Annotated in this window: 19 protein-coding genes; all 19 read right to left on the bottom strand. The window is 34.5% G+C overall.

Annotated elements, in window-relative coordinates; genetic code table 11:
- Window positions 1-27 precede the first annotated feature (27 nt).
- Window positions 28-1,044 carry a glycosyltransferase family 4 protein gene (locus tag ACSHWW_RS07810; RefSeq protein WP_435681878.1) on the bottom strand — a complete coding sequence of 339 codons (1,017 nt, stop codon included), beginning with the start codon at window positions 1,042-1,044 and terminating at the stop codon, window positions 28-30.
- Window positions 1,041-2,411 (bottom strand): O-antigen ligase family protein, encoded by a 1,371-nt coding sequence (locus tag ACSHWW_RS07805; RefSeq protein ID WP_435681877.1) that lies wholly within the window; start codon window positions 2,409-2,411, stop codon window positions 1,041-1,043. The genes ACSHWW_RS07810 and ACSHWW_RS07805 overlap by 4 nt, the downstream gene beginning before the upstream one ends.
- Complete coding sequence (locus ACSHWW_RS07800) at window positions 2,411-3,478, bottom strand: glycosyltransferase (RefSeq protein ID WP_435681876.1); 1,068 nt, start codon at window positions 3,476-3,478, stop codon at window positions 2,411-2,413. Before ACSHWW_RS07800 ends, ACSHWW_RS07805 begins: the two co-directional genes overlap by 1 nt.
- Window positions 3,475-4,923, bottom strand: a complete 1,449-nt coding sequence (locus ACSHWW_RS07795) for a glycosyltransferase (RefSeq protein ID WP_435681875.1) — start codon at window positions 4,921-4,923, stop codon at window positions 3,475-3,477. Before ACSHWW_RS07795 ends, ACSHWW_RS07800 begins: the two co-directional genes overlap by 4 nt.
- A complete protein-coding gene (locus ACSHWW_RS07790) occupies window positions 4,920-6,209 on the bottom strand; it encodes a glycosyltransferase family 2 protein (protein ID WP_435681874.1) in 1,290 nt (429 codons plus the stop codon). Before ACSHWW_RS07790 ends, ACSHWW_RS07795 begins: the two co-directional genes overlap by 4 nt.
- Before the next feature lies 1 nt (window position 6,210).
- Window positions 6,211-7,242 carry an exostosin domain-containing protein gene (locus ACSHWW_RS07785; protein ID WP_435681873.1) on the bottom strand — a complete coding sequence of 344 codons (1,032 nt, stop codon included), beginning with the start codon at window positions 7,240-7,242 and terminating at the stop codon, window positions 6,211-6,213.
- Window positions 7,239-8,708, bottom strand: coding sequence for a glycosyltransferase family 2 protein (locus ACSHWW_RS07780; RefSeq protein ID WP_435681872.1), 1,470 nt, complete (start codon window positions 8,706-8,708; stop codon window positions 7,239-7,241). The genes ACSHWW_RS07785 and ACSHWW_RS07780 overlap by 4 nt, the downstream gene beginning before the upstream one ends.
- A 2-nt stretch (window positions 8,709-8,710) precedes the next feature.
- The gene (locus ACSHWW_RS07775; RefSeq protein WP_435681871.1) at window positions 8,711-9,868 is read right to left on the bottom strand and encodes a glycosyltransferase family 4 protein; all 1,158 of its coding nucleotides are present in this window, start codon (window positions 9,866-9,868) and stop codon (window positions 8,711-8,713) included.
- Window positions 9,838-11,235 (bottom strand): UDP-glycosyltransferase, encoded by a 1,398-nt coding sequence (locus tag ACSHWW_RS07770; protein WP_435681870.1) that lies wholly within the window; start codon window positions 11,233-11,235, stop codon window positions 9,838-9,840. Before ACSHWW_RS07770 ends, ACSHWW_RS07775 begins: the two co-directional genes overlap by 31 nt.
- Window positions 11,228-12,358, bottom strand: a complete 1,131-nt coding sequence (neuC, locus tag ACSHWW_RS07765; protein WP_435681869.1) for a UDP-N-acetylglucosamine 2-epimerase — start codon at window positions 12,356-12,358, stop codon at window positions 11,228-11,230. Before neuC ends, ACSHWW_RS07770 begins: the two co-directional genes overlap by 8 nt.
- 3 nt (window positions 12,359-12,361) lie before the next feature.
- Complete coding sequence (locus ACSHWW_RS07760; protein ID WP_435681868.1) at window positions 12,362-13,405, bottom strand: N-acetylneuraminate synthase family protein; 1,044 nt, start codon at window positions 13,403-13,405, stop codon at window positions 12,362-12,364.
- Window positions 13,406-13,409: 4 nt separating this feature from the next.
- On the bottom strand, window positions 13,410-14,192 hold the full coding sequence (locus tag ACSHWW_RS07755) for a glycosyltransferase family 2 protein (protein ID WP_435681867.1): 783 nt from the start codon (window positions 14,190-14,192) through the stop codon (window positions 13,410-13,412).
- Window positions 14,189-14,854, bottom strand: coding sequence for a cytidylyltransferase domain-containing protein (locus ACSHWW_RS07750; protein ID WP_435681866.1), 666 nt, complete (start codon window positions 14,852-14,854; stop codon window positions 14,189-14,191). Before ACSHWW_RS07750 ends, ACSHWW_RS07755 begins: the two co-directional genes overlap by 4 nt.
- A 119-nt stretch (window positions 14,855-14,973) precedes the next feature.
- Window positions 14,974-15,699: a hypothetical protein gene (locus ACSHWW_RS07745; RefSeq protein ID WP_435681865.1), complete on the bottom strand. Its 726-nt coding sequence runs from the start codon at window positions 15,697-15,699 to the stop codon at window positions 14,974-14,976.
- A 2-nt stretch (window positions 15,700-15,701) separates the two neighbouring features.
- The gene (locus tag ACSHWW_RS07740; RefSeq protein ID WP_435681864.1) at window positions 15,702-16,460 is read right to left on the bottom strand and encodes a hypothetical protein; all 759 of its coding nucleotides are present in this window, start codon (window positions 16,458-16,460) and stop codon (window positions 15,702-15,704) included.
- Window positions 16,461-16,469: 9 nt separating this feature from the next.
- Window positions 16,470-17,417 carry a glycosyltransferase family 10 domain-containing protein gene (locus ACSHWW_RS07735; protein ID WP_435681863.1) on the bottom strand — a complete coding sequence of 316 codons (948 nt, stop codon included), beginning with the start codon at window positions 17,415-17,417 and terminating at the stop codon, window positions 16,470-16,472.
- A gap of 1 nt (window position 17,418) precedes the next feature.
- The gene (locus tag ACSHWW_RS07730; RefSeq protein WP_435681862.1) at window positions 17,419-18,552 is read right to left on the bottom strand and encodes a glycosyltransferase family 4 protein; all 1,134 of its coding nucleotides are present in this window, start codon (window positions 18,550-18,552) and stop codon (window positions 17,419-17,421) included.
- Window positions 18,549-19,643 (bottom strand): glycosyltransferase family 2 protein, encoded by a 1,095-nt coding sequence (locus tag ACSHWW_RS07725; RefSeq protein WP_435681861.1) that lies wholly within the window; start codon window positions 19,641-19,643, stop codon window positions 18,549-18,551. Before ACSHWW_RS07725 ends, ACSHWW_RS07730 begins: the two co-directional genes overlap by 4 nt.
- The gene (locus ACSHWW_RS07720) at window positions 19,633-20,889 is read right to left on the bottom strand and encodes a UDP-glycosyltransferase (RefSeq protein WP_435681860.1); all 1,257 of its coding nucleotides are present in this window, start codon (window positions 20,887-20,889) and stop codon (window positions 19,633-19,635) included. The genes ACSHWW_RS07725 and ACSHWW_RS07720 overlap by 11 nt, the downstream gene beginning before the upstream one ends.
- Window positions 20,890-20,895: the final 6 nt, after the last annotated feature.

Genomic DNA, 20,895 nt, shown 5'->3' with positions numbered 1-20,895 from the left:
TTCATTTTAGGGACTATAAAGATAAGATTACCAGTGTAATAATTGAAGCCAAGACTGTTTTACTTTATTCCAATCAAATTCTAGTGCAGTATTTCTAGCTTGATGAGCCATTTTCTCTGAGTTGATTCTTTGTTGGATTAAGTCATCAATTAAGTCTGCTGCTCGTTCAGCTTGATAAGGTTCAAGAAGCAATCCATTCAATTCATTATCAATTAAATAAGGGATTCCGCCCACGTTTGTAGAGATTACAGGTAATCCTAATGCCATTGCCTCAATAATACTGACCGGTAGATTGTCAAAGTGAGACGTATTGATAAAAATATCATAGTCGGTACTCATAGCAATCCAGTCCTCTTTATCGAGTAATCCAGTAAATTCTACGTTTAAATTCTTTTGTGCTGCCAGTGAAATACAGGTGTTCATCGATCCATCTTTGTCTGGTCCTACCATGCATAATTTTGCTTCGGGATACTTTTTTGATAAAATTTCTAGGACATCAATCGCCATCTCGGGATTGTAGATTTTATCAAATGATCTTACCCATAACAATTTGGGTTGCAACACGGCTCTATGTTTAAAGTCATATTGGTTAATATCGATATGATTCGGTATTTTGATGAGTTGTTGGTATCCTGCTTTCGCGAAAGCGTGTATCAAGTAATCACTCGGACTCACCACTTGATGAGCGTTTTCTATAAACGCTTTAATCGCTTTAGGATTTTTAGTAACACGTTCCGGAAGGTTACCACCATGCAAAATAGGTATATATTTAATTTTAAGAGACTTACAAAGTCTTCCTATAGTAATCGAGTACCAAAAATTACGGGTAGAATAAGTATCAATAAGCACAAAATGAGCCCAGTTTCTACTTAAAAAAGTCACTCGCAACATATGTAACATACGTGCACTGACATTTTGCACTGAGGATGCATAACGCAACTGGAATCCTTCCTTTTTCAATAATGGGCCGAGCACATCTATAGTAGTTACCGTACGACCTTTACCAGCAAGTTTATTCCCGATGTAGAGTATGTTCTTGCTCACGTCGCTATGATTTTTTGTGAGTTACCTTGTGGAATTAGTTTCTTTTTGGCCTCTGGTCTTACATAAAGCAACGCCATGCCATAGAAAAAAGCTGGAGCTGCAATACGCATCGCACTATGGTTAATAGTTGCTATCCAAAATATTAAAAAAGCGTAGAAATAAATATTACCTCTATGGAAAAGTCTATAAAACAAAGGTGTCAAAATCAACACAAAAAGAGAAATTATCCCAATGGTGCCATGTTCTGACAATAACCTACTTGTTTCATTATGAGAGGCGGCAACAATCCCATCTTTTTTTTCTCGATAATACTTTACTTGTCCTGCTCCTATTCCCGCAATAGGATTTTCAAGAAAAGCCTCTAACTCGATTGTAATTAACTCTGTCCTACCAGTAGAAAGATCTTCTTTTGCTCTTCCTGCTGCGTCTTCATTTGCATAACGCTTATCTATTAAACCATTTGTTACTAGAGAAGTATAACCCCATGCAAGCATTAATCCTAGAGCAATAACTCCTAATTTAGGAATAAATGACACTTTAAACTCACTCCTTTTTAATAAAAATAAAGTACCTATCACAGCAATAATCATAAGGAATGCAGTGTAAACTCCACCTCTAGAAAAAGTTACCCAAGCTCGGTAAGTCATCCCTAAAAACAACACAATATCAAGTACATTAATAGCCAGATTTTTGACTCTTAAAAATCGCACAAAAGTGATAAACATACCTATTCCCAACACCGTAGCTACTTGATTAGGTCCATATCCACCCGAAGTAGCAAAATTAGATGCTGTATTTGTAACAATATCTCTTATGTCTGGTGTTACTAAAAATAAATAAATGGTAATCATAACAATAGGCCCTACCGCAAGTTTCAAAATTTCATCGAGCCGTTTAGTATTAATAGGCCTTTGATAGCAATAGATTGCGGTAATTCCCAGAGTTACCGGACCGCTTAAATTAAAGGCAACCGCTTTACGTAAACTTTCTCCTAAAGGAATGTTTCCTGCAGCTACTATAATACTAGGAACGAGTAGTAGCAAGTAAAATACATAAGGAATAGATTTTAATGAAAAGCCGCGAAGTATGATACCTAACATCATGAAAACAATGACAAGGTATTTCATCATTTCATAAAATATAAGCGCTTTATTCATTCTTAAAAAAACCTCTAGAGTAACCAAGTATGCACAAGCAAGTAAAGCCTCTTGCCCAGTATCTTTTTGCAATAATACTCTAAGACCGAAGTAACCAATAGCAGCATAAAAAAACAGCGGAATTAAAAAAGGTAGCGCTATCATAAAGATGGTCAATATGATATGACCAGCAATTAATAATGGATATGGTAACTTCTCAAATTGAATCATTACAGGGAACTATAAAACAGCTCTAGTTTCTTTATATAAGTAGCGGCTCCAAAGGTAGTCATTACATGTTGTTGAAACGAAAGTCCTGCTACTTTTGCATCGTCAAGATTCTCCATATAAGAAAGTATCTGAGCAGCTAGGTCAGTTGGATCTTGCGCTACGACTATTTTACCGTGATTATTTAAAACTTCACGACATGCACCTACATCTGTAGCTATGACTGGTAAGGCTGCCATTCCATACTCTAATAAAGCTACGGGAAGACCTTCTGACTTTGAAGAAAGTATAGCTATATCACAATCTTGCAAAATAGCGGTCGTGTCATTTCTTGAACCTAATAAAAATACCTGTTCCTCTAACTTCCTGTCGATAATCTCTTGCTTCACTCGTTCAGCATAATCATCTTTAAAATCCATTCCTACTAAAAGTAAATTCCAATCTGGTATCTGTTTCTTTACAATTTCAAAAGCTTTTAAAAGAGTTACATGATCTTTTTGAGGTCTTAAATTTGCCAAATGAACTATACGTTTACCGTTTTCTCCTGGTAGTGGTTTTAACAAATCTTGATTTTGTGGAGCAGATACAAAATTTCTGAAATATTCCACTTGAATCGGTTTTAAATTACGAATCGACCAATCTTGCAACTTCTCATTCACACTGATGATTCCGTTAAAGAATCTCGAACATTTTTTAAGGACTCTAGCGCTGCGTTGTTCTACTTCTTCAGCATTACCGTAGTGATCGTGCCATATTAATTTTAAGTCAGGTAGCCACCATTTAATAACACTTGCTGTGAAAAAAGAAGTACTATGTGCATGAATGATTTCAATATTATTCTTGACGATATAGGTTTTTAATTTGGTCATAGCTTTAATGCCAAACTTGCCTTTTTTCTCTAAAAATATATAACCTACAGCATCATGAATCGTTTCTTTAAGTAATCCTTCTTTTCTTGTAGTACACAAATGGGATTCGTGTCCAGCAGCGTGTAGCTCGTTTGCAATTTGTACCGCCATGCGTTCTGCTCCACCAGCATCTAGACTATCTATGATTTGGATTACTCTCATGATTGGAGCAATTTAACTATTTCCCTTTCAAATTTATCGAGCGTGTATTCTTGTGACCAGTCTTGAGCATTTTGTGACATTAAGGTCATTTTTTCTTGTTGCTCAATGAGTTCTTTAATGAGTTGCGTCGTTTGATGCACCTCTTTAAAAATGATCCCTCGTGATCCTATGTCATTAGAATCAAAACCTTTCCCTAGCCCTAAAGAGTAGGTTTCACTTGAACTTGAACTTGAATGTCGGTCTTCGAGTGCCTCAGACCTCGCATTTTGGTTGGAATTTGAACTTGAACTTGAATTTGAGATTTCTCCTCTCAACTCTGAACTCTGAACTCTGAACTTTGAACTTAAAGCGGAACTTGAAAATCGGTCTTCGCGAGCCTCAGACCTCGCAGTTGATGTGGAACCTTGAACATTAAACCTTAAACTTTCACCTATTCCTACCATCCACGGGACACAGCTTACTGGTGTTGCGATGGGAATGCAGCCATACCACATGGACTCTGCAACAGCTTTAGGCCAGCCTTCACTTTGAGAAGCCAGAAAAGAGAAATGTGCTTTTTTATAGGCTTGTTTGACGACTTCGCTGGGCTGGTTGCCGTAAAAAGAAAATACCCCATTGTCCTGCGGACATTTCCCCAAAGGGGAAACTTTTTCATTATCTAACAATCTATTAGGCGATAAATTCTCACTTTGAACTATCAACTCTGAACTTTGTTCTTTAAGCTCTTCCATCATGGGACCATCACCGTAAAAGTGTGCTTGACACAGAATTCCGTTTTTAATTAACTGCTTTACTAATTCCACCAGCAATTTCGGATTCTTGTTTTGAGATAGTGTTCCCACAAAAATAAATTGGTACGGTTCTTTAAATTCTTTTTCAAATCTTCCTTTTTCTTTTTCAGAATATGTAGCGGTAAAAAACGGCTTGATATTTTTAGTTTGGTTGGGCCACTCTCCATAGACTAAAACATCTATATTTTTAGTTAGTACAGTGTTGGATAAAATTTTCTTCTGCCAGCGATATGATAGTGGTTGTGATGCACTAGGACTGAAATTACCGGCATATTTTACAGTTTTACGCTTTCGCGGAAGCGTGATTTGTACAAGGCTTGCTAGCAATGCTAAATTCCCTGGACACCTTAAATGGATATGGTCTGCCTTGCGCATAGCGTTCCACAAAACAATGGCTTGATAAGGAATAGTAAAAAAGGAAATTAGAGCCGATAAAAAAGTATGAAACTCAAGTCTCCTTAAACCTATTTGATGAAATTCCTGCTTTTTAAATGGTAGTGATAAAAGAGTGCCATTGATTCTATCAGGACAGACAAAAGTTACGTCATCTAAATGAGACATCCACAAATCCATCTCACGAACGTAAGGTGCATAAGCAACTTTTTGACCCTTTTGAACAACTAAATGAGCATCTGTTATAACGATGAACTTCATAATTTAGGCTTATTGAACCATAAACTAATTATTCCAGCAGCTCTACCTAAGAACTCAGTGAGAGCTTCTTTGCGCTGGGCTGTAGTAAAGATATTGAGAAATCTTATAGTAGTAAGTAAAATGGTAATTTGATACCATTTGAAATTGTTTTTAAGAGATGGATCAGGATATTTTAATCGCCATACATACCAGCCATTGCGTACAACCATTTTACCATAATTATATTTATTAGGTCTTCCTGCAGCATCGTGATGGTGTTCTAGCAATACACTTGTGGCAAGATAATTTTGTCCAAATCTAAGAGCTCTCAATGAAAAATCTGCATCTTCATATAATCCATAACCTTCAAAATATTTAGAAAACTTGATTTGATCTACTACATTTTTTCTAAAGGCCATACTCATACCTACAATCAAATCTACAGGATAGTTTTTTCCAGTAATGGGATAGGAAAATGTACGCCCATGAGAATATTTAGGCATAACTCCAGGTAGCTCATTTGATGCGAGTTTGAGTTTATTACGTAATACATTTCGTGATGATTCTTTTACAACATATTCTTCAAATTGATAAAAATTATTTTTATCGTATTGTTTTTGGGTTTTGAGCTGCCATCTATTTTCATTAGTTGCTATTCCTCCTATGCCTGCAGCATCAGGTAAATCTTTAAATGCTTGAATTAAATTTTTAAAGTAATTTTCTTGAAGGATTGTATCATCATCTAGAAATGCGACAATTTCCATATCCTCTTGCACTCGTTCTATTCCGTAATTGCGTTGCTTGGTAAGACCGCGATGTTCTGGTGGAACTTTGTGATAGGAAATGATTGAGGTTGAATCGAAACCTTTCCCTAACCCTAAAGGGTAGGTTTCATTTGAACTTGAAATCGAACTTGAAAGTCGGTCTTCGAGTGCCTCAGACCTCGCATTTGGATTGGAACTTGAATTGGAATTATCTATAAATCGTTCTCGACCTGCCTTTGCCTGCAGGCAGGCTTCGCTCGAACTGGCATTTGATGGAGCGTTAGGATTTGACATTTCTCCACTCAACTCTAAACTCTGAACTTTGAATTCTGAACTTAAAAAACCGTCTTCGAGAGCCTCAGACCTTGCATTTTGTTCAAACCTAGAAGTGATTTTTTCTAGCATCAATTGTGTATCATCGTCAGTAGACCCATCGATGATTAATACCTCATCAGGTACTTGAGTTTGTGATAGGACTGACTCCAGTAACCTGCGTAATGGTTCTGGCCGCATGTAAGTACAAATGATGAGCGAAAGTTTCAAATTACAATAGTGCTTTTAATGAATCATGCAACTTACAAAAAAAGGCGTGTCTGACTAAGTAATCTTCATAAAGCCTTCTATTTGATTTTTGTAGTTCTTCAAATTGATCTGGTTTTAGACTTTTATGAAAATTCCATAATTTTTCTTCTAGATTTTCATGAGGTAAAACACGACATATATGTTGATCCCAATCAATCAAATCTTCTAAAGGTAAAACTACATCAGTATCAATAAGTACTGGAATACGTCCTAAGGCAAGAGATTCATAAAAACGTACTGAAAAATTACCAGCACCACGTAAACAAAAGGTATATGGAGAATCATTTAAATTTTTAAAAAACTCTGCGGTGGTTTGTTCACGTTGTTCAAAAGTGACAGCGCCTGCACGATATTTCTCTCTATAGATAAAATCTGTATTTATTTTTGAGTTATTCTCTAACTCATTTAAAAATGTAAATCTTTTTCGTGCTGCATTATAGAAAGACTGTTTATCACTACGGTTTCTTCCCTGCGCTCTTTTCAAGTTACCCTTTGCCGTAGATAGTAGAATTCTTAATTTCTCTTTCCAACTGTTAGTGGCAAATCCCGTAAAAGAAATTTGTGGTTGTGTTTTATATAGATGAATGTTAAAATTCACGTCATCACGTTCTATAGGATCCTTTATAAACGACGGGATGATAATCGTTTGATGATGGTTACTAGATTTAAATCCTGCATTACGCCAAGTAATAATATTGTCATCCTTAAAAGTTTTTCCATAATCACCACCAGTGTACACCATCAACTTTTTACCTTGTGATACTGCTAGTTGATATGCAGCTTTAAAAAGCTCTAAATAGCCTTTTTGTTTTATCGTGAAATAGTTCACAGGAAAAATAAAAACATGAGCCTCGCTAGGTTCATCTACTAACTGATAGTATTGCGTCACTGAAGGATGCGCATTCTCATAATAGTATAAATCAAAAAGTAGTGGAAATACCGCTGTTCTATTCTCTGGAATGAGTAATTCTTTATATGTGTATAGCTTTATCATAATTGACTAGCCCATTTTTCACTCTCATTCCACGCCGCTTGATATCTCTTAAAATGCTTCCATGGATTTTTAGTCCCAAAAACTCCATAGGTCTTAAAGAACTGTATCATTTTATAACCCAGCAACTGATGTTGAGAATAATTCTTCTTGCGATGATACATGATTTGTGGTGAAGGTTTAGGCTGTATTTCTTCTTTTTGCCATGGAAAAACATGAGGTTTTCTAAAACCACCTACTGGTGCTTTTAAATGTAAGATTTGAATTTGAGGTGCATATAGGATATCATATCCAGCGTTGCGTATTTGCATACCATAATCCACATCTTCTCCGTAACCGTGTTCTAGTGCCATATCAAATTTACATTGCTCAATAATGTCTCTATGAACAATAGAGCAACCTGAACCAAAAGATTCCCACTGTTTAAAAGCTTGCATAAGCTCAACTTCTCCTTTTTGTATGCAAGCAAATGTGATGCATTTTGCCTTAGTTTTTTCAATAAATTCTTTTACTAACACAGTAAAATTTGATTGAATACGTACATCATCATCAAATAGTAGTACCCATGGTGAAGTGGTTAAGGATATCGCTTCATTACGTGCTCTGCAAGCTCCAGCAATATGAGTAAATTCATGAATCACCTTAAACTTATAAGATTCAGTTTGCAAATAATCTAAATCACTTACAGAATTTTCATCGTTATTTTGCTCTACAATTATGACTGTTTGTGGCTTAATGTTTTGGTGATTTAAATCTTCTAAAACGTCTTTTAGATAAGTGGATCTTCCCATGGTAGGAATCACTACGTCGTATTGAAAAGAATCTAAATGATTTGCGATTTTCTGTTCTTGTAAAGCTGGCACATCCAGTTTTAAACTGCGTCTTTTGAAGAATAACGCTTTCGCGAAAGCGTAAATAGGAAAACGTTTTTCATACCAACTATGACTTATCAAGAGGAGAAAAATCCAGCGTGTTTTATAATGTTGCTTTACAAAACGATACAATTCAGATGTGTTGAATTGATCTTCCTTAAGAGTTGTAAAAGGAATTTGATAATTCAATACACCTAATGGCCTAGATAATTTGGCTATAGAATTTATCCAGTAGAAAAAAGAGCTGTGAGGTGAAATTTGATTTTTAACTTGGTTAATAATTCTAGAGCTAAGACAAACTACGGTATTACTTTTTATCCAAGTAGGGTAGATATTTTCAATAGAAATATTGATAAACGGACCATCCTCAATATATCCTAAATCCTTAGAAATCATCTTTGAAGAGGAAATAATCGTGTAAGGATTTAAGATTTCTTTTATTTTTTCTTTAAAAACAGATATATCTAAACCTTCTTTTGATACGATGATGTAATCTTCAGGATGTTGTCTTGCCGTTTTTTGAATTGCGTTAATTAGAGGCTCATCAAAATATGAAGTGCTGGTTACTTTTTCATTTTTATATTTTAAATGGATCATACTTAGATACTACTCTTGTAAAACGCTAAATTCTTTTCTATGATTTGAGTTTTGGAAAAATGAGCTTCTAAATGCTTACGAGCTTGTGTACCACATTGAACCGCAAATTCTCGATCATTTATCATTCTATCTAGGGCTTGAACAAATTCACTAGTTTGATCTGGGTGCACCATTAAACCAGTAGATTCATGGACCATTAGTTCTTTTGCCCAACCTATATCGCTAGTGATAAGAGGTTTTTCTAGAGCCATCGCTTCTAACCAAGTCATGGGAAATGCTTCGGCATAACTAGGTAAACAAACAACTAGCGCTTTATTAATATACTCTTGCACCTTTGAATATGGAACTTGGTCAATAAAGGTAACTCTTTCAAAGTGCTCGTCGCTCAATTGTTTTTTAATCAATTCACTGGTCATCTTACCCGTCGTGATATCCTTAACGTCCTTTCCTAGATACATTAATCTGATCTTAGAATTATGAGAGGCAAGTTGATCAAAAGCCTTTGCCAGTGCTATCACACCTTTTTTTCTAATTACGGATCCAAAGTTCAATATATAATTCTCTGTGGAGACTGAGCTATCTTTTTGAAAATGGTCTAGTTCTATAAAATTAGGAATAGTGGTAATAGATGTATTGAGTTGAAACAATTCTTTGGTTACCTCTGCAGTATAATTACTTACGCTTGTAATAGCTTGTGCACTTTTTAATGCCCATTTTTCAAATAAAAAGTTTTTCTTCTTTTGTGGTCTATTTTCTAGATGACAAAAATAAGTATCGCTTCCATGTAATCTAATTACTAGAGGTGTTTTATAATTACAGAATGCAGTAATTCCTGTCCAGTCAGGCGCTTCTAAAATATCAATATTCTGACAGTTATTATTAATGTAACCTTGAACAAATTTTCTATATAAATAAAAGCCACCTAAATGGTATTTTTTATGTTGAATAAGGTGAAATTGAATCTTTTTATCAGTAAAAATTTGATGTTGCTGCTGTCCATAAATAAATAAGGTAACCTGGTGACCTTCTTCAACCAGAGCTGTAGCAAGATTTTTTATACTCGTTCCTATCCCGGCGCTATGACGCACTTTTTCATGTGGATACTCTGGTGTAAGGAAAGCGATGTGCATTATGACAAGATCTTTTTCAGTCCATTCCAAATACGCTCGCTAGCGTTCTCAGGAGATTCTGGTTTATTAATAATTCTGTACCATTTTTTAGTGATTTCTGATTGATGATTCACATCTTTTATTGTTGCTAAAATCTTATTTTCTATTTCTTGAACTGAATTTATCCAGCACACTGCATTTTGTGGCATACTCTTAAAATGCACATAATCATAACATTGCTTAATTCCTTTTACTTTTCCGGCAAGGACTAGTTCTTGCTCATAGTTAAAATAAAGGCACAACTTATTATGTATGATAAAATCAAATATTGTGCTGCTTCCTATATTGCAAACCATAATGGAATGCTCGCAAACATTTGAAAATATTGCCATATCTTCTCGTGTAGGTTGTACTTGATTCCAGTTATTTCCTTTAGAAATCCACAGAGGCTCTATAGGGATTATAAGATGTTTAAATTCCTTTAAAACATCATCATATCTGGCACTTAGGTCAGTAGGCACTCGTCTAAAGATAATTCCGTAATCACTAGAACCTGCATTAAGTCGATCTACTGCCTGAGCTAGATCTCGCAAATACAGATGATCTAAAGGTGAAGTCGTCACATCATCACCAGAGAAACAGATGTACTTAGTTTGTTCTTTTAAACCATACTGTTCACAAAAACGCTTTCGCGAATGCAATAAAGAACCATCATAATGAGGCTCAAATTGCGGTGTTCCTGTAACAAAGATTTGATTTTCTCTGGTTTTAGGATAATATTCTAATAATTGAGCTTTCATCAATTCAGACCAAACAAAGTAAAAGTGTGTTTCTACCGTGGTCATACCTTTAGGTAAATTATCCCAGCTGTAAATCCAGCAGGCAGTTTTAATCCCTAAATCCTGTGCCGCTAGTAATGGAGCTATAGCTTGGGTAGCTCGTTGTGTGGTGCAAAAAATGAGATCAGGTTGATGTTCTTCTAATTGTGCTTTTACTTCTTGATAGCGCTGTGTGGATCGCTCTGCGGCATTCATTTGATCCATGAGGCGTTGCCATCCTTTAGGAGATGCGCTATAGGTTTCATGGAATTTTACAAAAGCACTTTTAGCGATGTTTTTCAACGAATTCCATTTTAAGGGAAATCTGTAAGTGGAATATACTTCATCTTGAGTGCGCTTGTGTGATATAGCCAACTCTACGCGTTTTCGTGCGTGACTTATCACAGGCGTTTTAGGATGAATGCGCGTGCTATTTATTTTGAGTTCTGGGTAGCCCAGCTCACTTTCAATGGAAAAATTTGTATTGTTCCAGTAGGTGATATTAAAACCATGCTGTTCTCCTACTTCTTTAAATTGAGTGAGAGCAAAATTGCGCAATCCTACACCATCTGGTAATAGAATAAAAACTTTTTTATTCATTATCTACAAATTGCTTTTGGTGATTAATGCTCCATAAATTTGAATGTTCTAAAGAGTTCATGAACAATGATGCACTATCTCCAGCACCAAATTGGGTATCTATTCCCATCTGATTGTAGTTTACATTAAGAATCGCATTCACAATTTCTTGAGTTGTTGAGCCTATATTAATAATCTCATCACTGGTAACTCTATTAAGCTGTCTCGTCCCTATATTAATCGTAGGAACACCATAATATGGAGCTTCCCTCACACCAGCACTGCTATTTCCTATTATAAATTCTGCATTTTTAAGAGCGACAAGAAAATATTCAAACCTCAACGATGGAATAATTCTAAATTTTAAATTGCCATCTAATCTCTTCATGCTCTCTAATATGACGCTGGAGCCATGATCATTATTTGGATAAATGACTAAATAGTTTTTACCCGATTGAACAAGCGCGTCATATAAAGCGTCTATTTGAGTTTTTAATAATTCAATCTCAGTAGTTATAGGGTGAAACATACATATGGCAAATGTATCAAAAGCGATATCATAGTAAGTCTTAACCTCTTCAATAGAAGGTAGCTGGTCAGAGAACATAATATCTACGTCTGGTGAACCGATTACTTCAATAGACGCTGGTAATTCTCCCATTTGAATAAGACGTTCCTTTGCTCTAGAATTAGACACATAGTGGATATGAGACAATTTAGAGACACTATGTCTTATTAGTTCATCAATAGTGCCACTTAACTCACCACCTTCTATATGTGCGACGAGTATGTTATTTAAAGCGCCTACAGTTGCACCAGCAAGTGCTTCAACACGATCACCGTGGACGATAATAAGGTCGGGCTGTAAGTCCTTCACATAGTGACTAAAACCGTTAATCGTTTTTGCCAGAGTTAGATCCATTGTTTCCTCTGACGTAAAATTTTCAAATTTAAAAATGTTACCAAAACCAGAACGCTCTATTTCAATAACAGTTTCTCCATACTTGGGCATTAAATGCATTCCTGTAACAAATAGATAACATTCAAATTGAGAATGCGCTTCAAGTGAACTGATTAGTGATTTTATCTTACCAAAATCAGCTCTAGTTCCAGTTACAAAAGTTATTTTTTTTATATCACGCATTATTTAAGACACGTCTTTTTTAAATAATTGTTGATCATTCTGAATATCTCGTGTGGCAATTTTACCTAATATGTCATCATAAAATTCAGCAAGAATCTCACCTGTTCCAGGTCTTTTTACCCAAATATTTTCCTTAGTAAACGTTTCTCCTTTTTTAATAGGTTTAATGGAGCAAACAGTAGCAAAGGCAAAATCTATGGTTACTTTTTCTTCCAGAGCTGGTTCCTTGGTTCCACCTCTCATTTGTTGCATTATTGCACTTGCTTCTATTAAATCTTTTGTTTCTTTCTCATCCATAGAACAAATGATGTCTGGACCTGTGCGCAGCATGTGATCTGTGAAGTGTCTTTCTAGTATGGAGGCACCTAATGCTACAGCTCCTAAACAAGCTAGATTTGAAGTAGTATGATCAGATAGTCCAAAGACTAAATTTGGGAAGGCTTGATGCATTTCCATCATCGCACCATAACGTACTAAATGTGCCGGTGTGGGATATAAGTTAGTGGTATGTAAAATGGCAAGTGGCACGTCATTTTTTTTAAATATAGCAACAGCCTTGGATACACTTTCTATGGTATTCATTCCTGTGCTTAGAATTACTGGTTTATTAAAACTAGCAATATGCTCTAATAAGGGATAATTATTACACTCACCGCTGCCTATTTTATATGCAGCAACATCCATAGACTGTAATCGATTTGCGGCAGCTCTAGAAAATGGAGTAGAAATAAAAATCATTCCTTTCTCTTCTACATATTTTTTTAAAGCACGCTCATCTTTTTCATTCAGTGCGCAACGTTCCATAATTTCATAAATAGATACATCTGCATTTCCAGGAATTACTTTTTTTGCAGCCCCAGTCATCTCGTCCTCTACAATATGGGTTTGATGCTTTAATACCTCAACACCAGCTCTAGCAGCAGCATCTACCATTTCCATTGCGGCTTTAAGACTGCCTTCATGATTAATTCCTAGCTCTGCGATAACTAAAGGTGCATAATCCTTGCCTATTTTACGTCCTGAAATTTCTATATAAGGGTGATTCATTGTACTATTTGAGATATTTATTGATGAATCGTTGATTTTTAAATTTCATGTAATGAAACTTGATGTGATGTATAATCACTCTCAATAAACCTACGGTACTATTTTTTACAAAAATAAGGAATGCTCTTGTTATCGATATAGGCTTAGTCTGCAACATTTGATGTGAAGCTATTTCTTCATTACGCATTCTATTTAAGATCGCTTTTTCTGAACGTTTTATAGAATAGAAAAAGGTCTCCGTTATTTCAACAATTTGATATCCAGCATTCATTATCTCGTTAGACCACAACTTATCCTCACAAGCGATGATCTGCTCATCAAACTTAATTTCATTCCATGCTCCTTTATAAACATAAGCGCAAGATGCTGTTAGTCCTTGTGTCAAGGGATTTTTTATTTTAAAATCGTTTGATAAAGCTCTTTTATAATTTGTAGCGCTATTGATAAAACGAGCCGCTCCTATTTTCTCATTGTTAGAGATTTGTTTTGATAGACTTTTAAAAAAAGAATCTCCTATGGGAATACTGTGAGCGCTTAATAATATTATATGATCTGATTGACTAACTTGGATTCCATTATTGATCGCTTTACCATAAGTAAACTTATGAATAGGTACAATCACACATCCATAATCAGCTGCTAGTTCACGACTACCGTCAGTAGAATTATTATCTACTATAATAATTTCTTTAATATCATTTATATACTGCTTAACGAGTACTTTAAGTAATAGCTCCAGCGCACTGAATTCATTTTTCACTCTTATGACTATACTATATCGAATCATTTAATCCATTTTTTATGCACAAAGGCTGCAAATTCAAAATCAACAAGCGTATCGATATCAACTTGAGCTACTAAATGATCAATCACCTGAACGATATTATCTTCAGTCATTATTTCTCCTTTTAAGATCGATTCTGACTTAGTAATATACAGCAGACCGTTCTCATAATAGAGCGGATTTAAGTCTTGAGATCTTTCTCCAAATTTATAATTTGCTGGTTTGAAATTATCATCCGTAATTGTTCCAAGTTTGTCATGAAGAGTACTTACCGTAAAAAAACTACTGGCATTTGAGTTATTAAATAGTTCCAAAGAATCGTCAAGTAATTGGGCTGGCCTAAAAGGATTTGTGGGCTGCAGTAAAATGACGTTATCATAGTTAAATGCTGACTCTTCTACAACATTTTTAAGAACACTCGCTGTTGTCGCAAAGTCTGTAGCTAGATCTGAATTCCTCACATGAATATTTACACCCATAGATTGCGCATGTGAAAGTATAGCTTCATCATCACTACTTACTACAATTTCATCAACTAACCCTCTATTTTCCAAAGCATATTCAATCGAGTAATCAATCAGTGGTTTCCCTTCTAATAGTTTCAAGTTTTTCCCGGGCAGCCTTTTTGAGCCACCACGAGCAGGGATTATAATGACTGACTTCATAATATTAATTGGTATTTTCAAATTTAAGTAACGTATCTAACTTATAAGCTTTAACCATTTTATATTATCATTGAAAATTAAGTGAATGTTAATTTTTCTTTCAAATTCAATTTAAGACTTTAACTCTTCAAGGCCATAAGCAATCGATAATAAAAAACTTGAAATCGTTCTTTTTTAGTGGACTTTAAATGTTTCGAAATATCGGGATCCTGAGGATTAGAGGTTAAACCTCTATAGCTCTGACCAATAAAGTTGTTGTTATTTTTCGCTAATTGAATTTTATTAATAATTTCATTATCATATTTAATTCCAGATGAATGAATTAAAACATCATTCTTAATTATAGGATATATAACGCGAGAAAGAAAATGCTGATCATCACCATAATTTGCTGTTCTTTGAAAACCTTGAAAAACTTTTAAAGCCTTACGTAATTTCAATGAGTTTCTACTTCCAAACATTCCTCCCATAATTTTTGCAGCATGCATAGGGTGATCTCTAATGATATGAAAGCTCTTTCCACTTTGCAACCACTCTTCTACTGCTTCTTTTTCTCTCAAACTTAATCTGGAGTCTGCGTCTCTTGACAACATTATTGTATTTGTTTCAAAAAGCGGTTCGAAGCGCCAGAACATTCCAGATATACCAACATTGTTGGTTCTAATTTCAATTTCAGATCCAAGCTGTTTTAAACTATTGATACATTCTTCAGGTACAGTGTTGTCAATATAAAATCTACAAATCCAATCAGGAAATAAATCTTTAGCAATCATAACGTTTTCCAATGCTCCATTACAATAAATTTCTTGATGACCATACAAACTAAACGCAATTATCTTTTTCATAATTAGCATTTAGTTATAATACAAATACGCGAGTAAAAATGAATTGAAAATACTTCACCTTTTAAGTGATCTAAATCATAAATTAATTGATTGAAGAATGTATCCATTTCAGAACGGTCATTATCTAAAGTTTCATTACCGTTATATTTCATCCCTGGCCAAGATTCCTTTACATTATGTTCTGTTTGCAACTTTGAATAGCTACATCCTAAATCTTCTATGATATACATTCCACCTGATTTGAGGCGATCATAAAATAGATAGTTGAAAGTTTTTTTAATCATATGGTTTACATGAGCACCATCATCTAGTATAACGTCAAACTCAGGTATATCTATAAAAGCCTTTTTCAAAAAATCAATATCAATTTGACTTCCTATAGCTATTTCAATACCTTTTTTTTCAAATTTTTTACATCTAGGATCTATATCTAGACCCTTTATTTTACCGTTAGTAAAATAAGAATTCCATGTTTCAAGACTATAGCCCTCTTTTACACCTATTTCAAGAAACGAGATTTCATCATCTCTTTTATCTTTAAAGTAACTATCATAAATATCAATGTAACTCTTGTTTTTAAATTGGTGTACTTTATCGACTTTATCTGTTCCATAATAATTAGCAATGTCTACTAAGGTTCTTCTATGCTTTTTTTTAGTTAAAAAATGAATAGACTTACTAGGCTTAGAGTGCCGCTTTTTGAAACGTCTGAGACTATTTAAGTTTTTAACTCCTATTATTTTCTTAAGCAAATGCTTCATTGATGAGATTTAATTAATTTGGTGAAGTTTCATTATGATTGAATTTAAACTCTTTTTTCTATACCTCAGCTTTTCTTCAATACTTAAATCGCTTATTTTATTATAAACTTTAATGCATTTATTCATTCTCCTTATAAACTCTGCTTCACTCATATCTTGAATAAAATTGAAAAGTTTTTCTGGATTATTCATCTTAGAGTAATCAATAAATGAATTCTCAGGAAAAAGATCATAAATATTAGTTCCTGCCCCATAATAAATGGGTAAGCAATAATTTGCAATACTATCCCATATTTTTTCAGTCGTATATCGTGGAGCGACTGTATTTTCAAAAGCAAGATTAAAATGATACGGTTCTAAAATACCCGTTTTTGTATTCACCCAATCGCCGTCTCTACTGTCCTCGCGAGACATTTTTTCAGGCCAACCTTTACCGTAAACATGCATCAACCCTTTTTCATGTCCGTACAAGGCGATAGCAGTCCTTTTTTTAATGAGATCTACATCTTCGCCTTTATACCATATTTCTTCAGTATTGAGACCTTTATAAAATGACATAAGACCTACTAATGTTTTATTTGAAAAAGTAAACTCTTCACTTATAGGTCTTAATGAGCGATCAATCTTTCCTGCATGAAAACTCAACGGACTTGCAAATACATCTCCTGTGTAAACATTCATGATATTAATTTTCATAAGACCTAAATATACCTTTTTAATAGAAGTAGGGTGAATATTATACCTAGGTTCTAATGTCCAAATCAAATATTTCTTGGTATTGAAATATTTTCTAAAATAAGGTTTTAACTGTTTCACTTGTTGTGAAACAATAACATCTGCCATTTTAGGTTCCTGAACCATCTCAACACCGCTTTCTTTGAGAAATGGAAGATCCGACTTGTGAAAACCATTGAACGGTGTGTAATGCATATTTTTAGTGGCAAAGACTTTAATCATACTACTTTTCTTTTATAGAATTATAAGTTTCTAGAACCTTATCCTGAACTGTCGTTCTAGACAATTGTGGTACTATATGAACATCGTTAAAAGCAATACCATTCTTTCCTAAGGAATCTGATTGTAAAAAAAATGTAATCACATCTTTGATTTGTTCGATATTTTCACAGTCGTCTATAAGTAAACCGTTTTCACCATGTTTAATAATTTCGGCAGTAGCATTACCAGGATTGGACTGCACAGGAAAAGCACCAGCGCATATGGCTTCAAGCAACGTATTAGGCATTCCATCACTATTAGAATTCCCGATATATATTAAACTAGTACACAGCAATTGAATAATACGATCATACTCCATTAAACCTAAAACTTGAATATCTAATTCAGTGTTCTTTTGAAATTCAAATACCTCTAAATTTTCAGCACCAAAAACGATAATTTTATAGTCTTGTAAGTCTTCATGCAATAATTCTAGAGCTTTTAAAACGGGAACTGCTCTACCCGATCGATTTTGATTTCCTTTTACGGCGATAATGTTACGTTTCTTATATGGAGTTTTATACTTTTCAAATAACGATAAATCAAATCCACCACCACCAGGAATAACTCCCAAATGCTTTCCAGTAAAACCTAACTCATCGGCAATATGTTGATCACGCTTACAATCTGCAAACATGTAATTCAGTCTTGGTAATACTTCTTTAATATCTATTAAATAACTGGGCTCATTTCGGTAATAAAACAAGTCACTGCCCCAAGATGAATAAACCCAAGAAACGTTTGGGTGCGCATTCATTATATTTAAAATAGGCGTACAGGATACGTATAACGCAAAACTATGTACTAAATCAGGCTGTATTTCTTGTAACGCTTTCGCGAAAGCGTGTTCCACAGAAGTATCGTATTTATGAACTAGTGCATTATATAATTTAGGAAGTCTATTTTTTAAAAAAGTGCGGCCTCTCTTTTTAAGAAAACCTTTTTTCCATCCCGTGATTTGAGTCATCCAGCTCATAGACGGCGCGTAACCTTGATCTTTAATATCAAACCAAAAGACTTCATGGCCACTTTCCCGCAATTGGTCAGACCAGCGGCGGAAATGTATAGAGTTCATGGAGACCATCATTATCTTCATGAACCCGAGTTAATATGAATATATAAATCTATAATCCCAGAATCTCTATCAAAACTATATTTGTGCGGTGCCTCGTGATGATTCAAAATAATAGCCTCCAGAAGCATTTCATTTGCCTGTTCCATAGTGATAAATAAAGGCGTTTTTTTACCAGCTGCTTTTTTTGCTATGCTTTTTATGCTTTTAAATTCAGGATGAGCAGTAACCTTGAGATGAATCACTTGAGATAAAATATTTGTACTCAAAAAATGAGTAAAAGCCTTAATATCATTTAAGGTAGCAAATAAATTAATAGATTCAGTAGGAATATCAAGGTTTCCATAAGCATTTAAATCAAAAGGTAGTCCCCAAGGTTTTACGCCGTTAGCCTTTGTTTTATTAGAATTTCCAACTCTAGTAAAATAACTATGATTGATGCGTTCTAAGTAGGCATGGAAAGGCAATACACTTTCTTTACTCCTATATGTTTTAGGATGCCATTGGTGTTTAAAATAAACTTGCTTATCATAAAATGTAACTGGATATCCCGTATTCTTTAAACGTACATGTACATCAGTATCTTCACTGCCCCAACCGTGATAAAATTCGTCAAATCCGTTAATAGATTTAAGTTGTTGAGTAGGAAAAACAGTTATTCCTGTTGCATCTTCATCTGTCTTGAATTTGATATCATACTCGTCAAATGATTGTTCCTTAGCACTTTCATCTTTGGTCATGATTCCCACACTGTAATAAAGGGATTGCTCTATTGAAAATCCAGAGAGCTGTTCTTTGATAAATTGAGGATGCCATATCATGTCCATATCGCAAACCATAAAATGGGTCGTCTCTGCTTGTTGAAGGACTATGTTGATACTTCTTGATTTACTCCACAATTGCAGCTGCGTAGGACATAAAATAAGAGTAATGCTAGGAAAGGACTGTAACAGCTTTTCTAATTCTTGTTGGTAAGACAGCTCACTACCGTAATCGACAAGATACAATTGAACCTGGTCATCTAATTGACCGTAAACAGAATTCAAGCTTTTTTGAACCAGTTTCAAATCGCGATTGCGATTAGGGATTATAATGGTTAATGAATTATGATTCATGAATGATTTCAAAAGCTTTTACTACAGATGCAGCACTTAAATAAGATTCAACATCTGGTCTATTCAAATATAGTTTTTGATCTTGATGTCGCCATTTTTGGTACAACTCTTCAATCATTTCACATATTTGGTCTATATCATCTATTTCACTCCAGTAAGGGTAATCTTTACCTAATATACGTTTAGTCTCGCTATAATATGGTCCCAATAATAATATAGGTTTATTTGCTGCAACGCAATGTGGCACTTTGCCTGGTAAAAATGGACTCGCAGGACCCTTAGCTTCTAGAACTACGTTTACTGCAGCTTTTTGCTGCATGTTAAAGGTTTTTTGAAAAGGTTCTTTGGATGGGCTTAAAATAATTTGAGGTGTGTCTTGAGCGAGTTGTTTCATTTCTTTATGGAATACTGAATCTTCACTTACCATAACCATACGAGCATCTTTTTGAGCCTCAGGATTAGCTTTTATAAATCTAGAAAATGCTTTTATTAATGCAATAGGATTACGAGCGCTCATTAGAGAACCGGCATGTAATAGATTAAATAATGATGGATCAAAGTATGCTGGAAATATACCAGTATCTTTTAAGTCCTGTGAAATTAAATGAGGTATAATGACTGCTTTTCCTTTACCACTATGGTAATAGCTCTCCATCCAATCTCCTAATAATTTACTAGGATATATAATAGATCTGGCTGCTGTAAATAAGGCTATAAAAAAGTCACGCTTTTTTTGGTGTCCAGGCTCTACCCAATCATATGGTCTAGGATAACTATGCATAGGATAAGGATCATGTATATAAGGTAGAAATTTGTGATGCCATTCTGGTAATTGCAATATAGCCTTATGAGCTCTAAAACTGCTTGCATAACTCAACGCAACGATGTAATCGTAATTTTCTGGAGCTTCTTGTTTAATGGTGTGTTGAATACTCGCAACATCATAATCATGAGTATATGAAAAACCTTTTCTTGCTTCTATTCTATGGTTGATATTGTGTTTAGACAATCGTTGATATAACAATTGAAGCTTAGCTTTAAAATAAGATCCAGTATTTTTTTTCTCAGGTATGGAAAAACATGAAACGCCTTGAATTTCGACCTCTTTCCTTGAATAATGTAGCACCTTAAGTTGATAGCCTAGTTCCAGAAAACCTTTAATAAGTGCTATTCTACCTTTAGCACCGCTGCTTTTCTCCACGTCTAAGGTATCTGCTACTATTAATAATTTAAAAGGTTTATTCATTTTAAA

This window comes from Nonlabens sp., assembly GCF_051251825.1.
In the GTDB taxonomy this organism is placed as follows: Bacteria; Bacteroidota; Bacteroidia; order Flavobacteriales; family Flavobacteriaceae; genus Nonlabens.
Note: the sequence above shows the minus strand (reverse complement) of the source record. Positions and strands in the feature narration are given on the sequence as shown.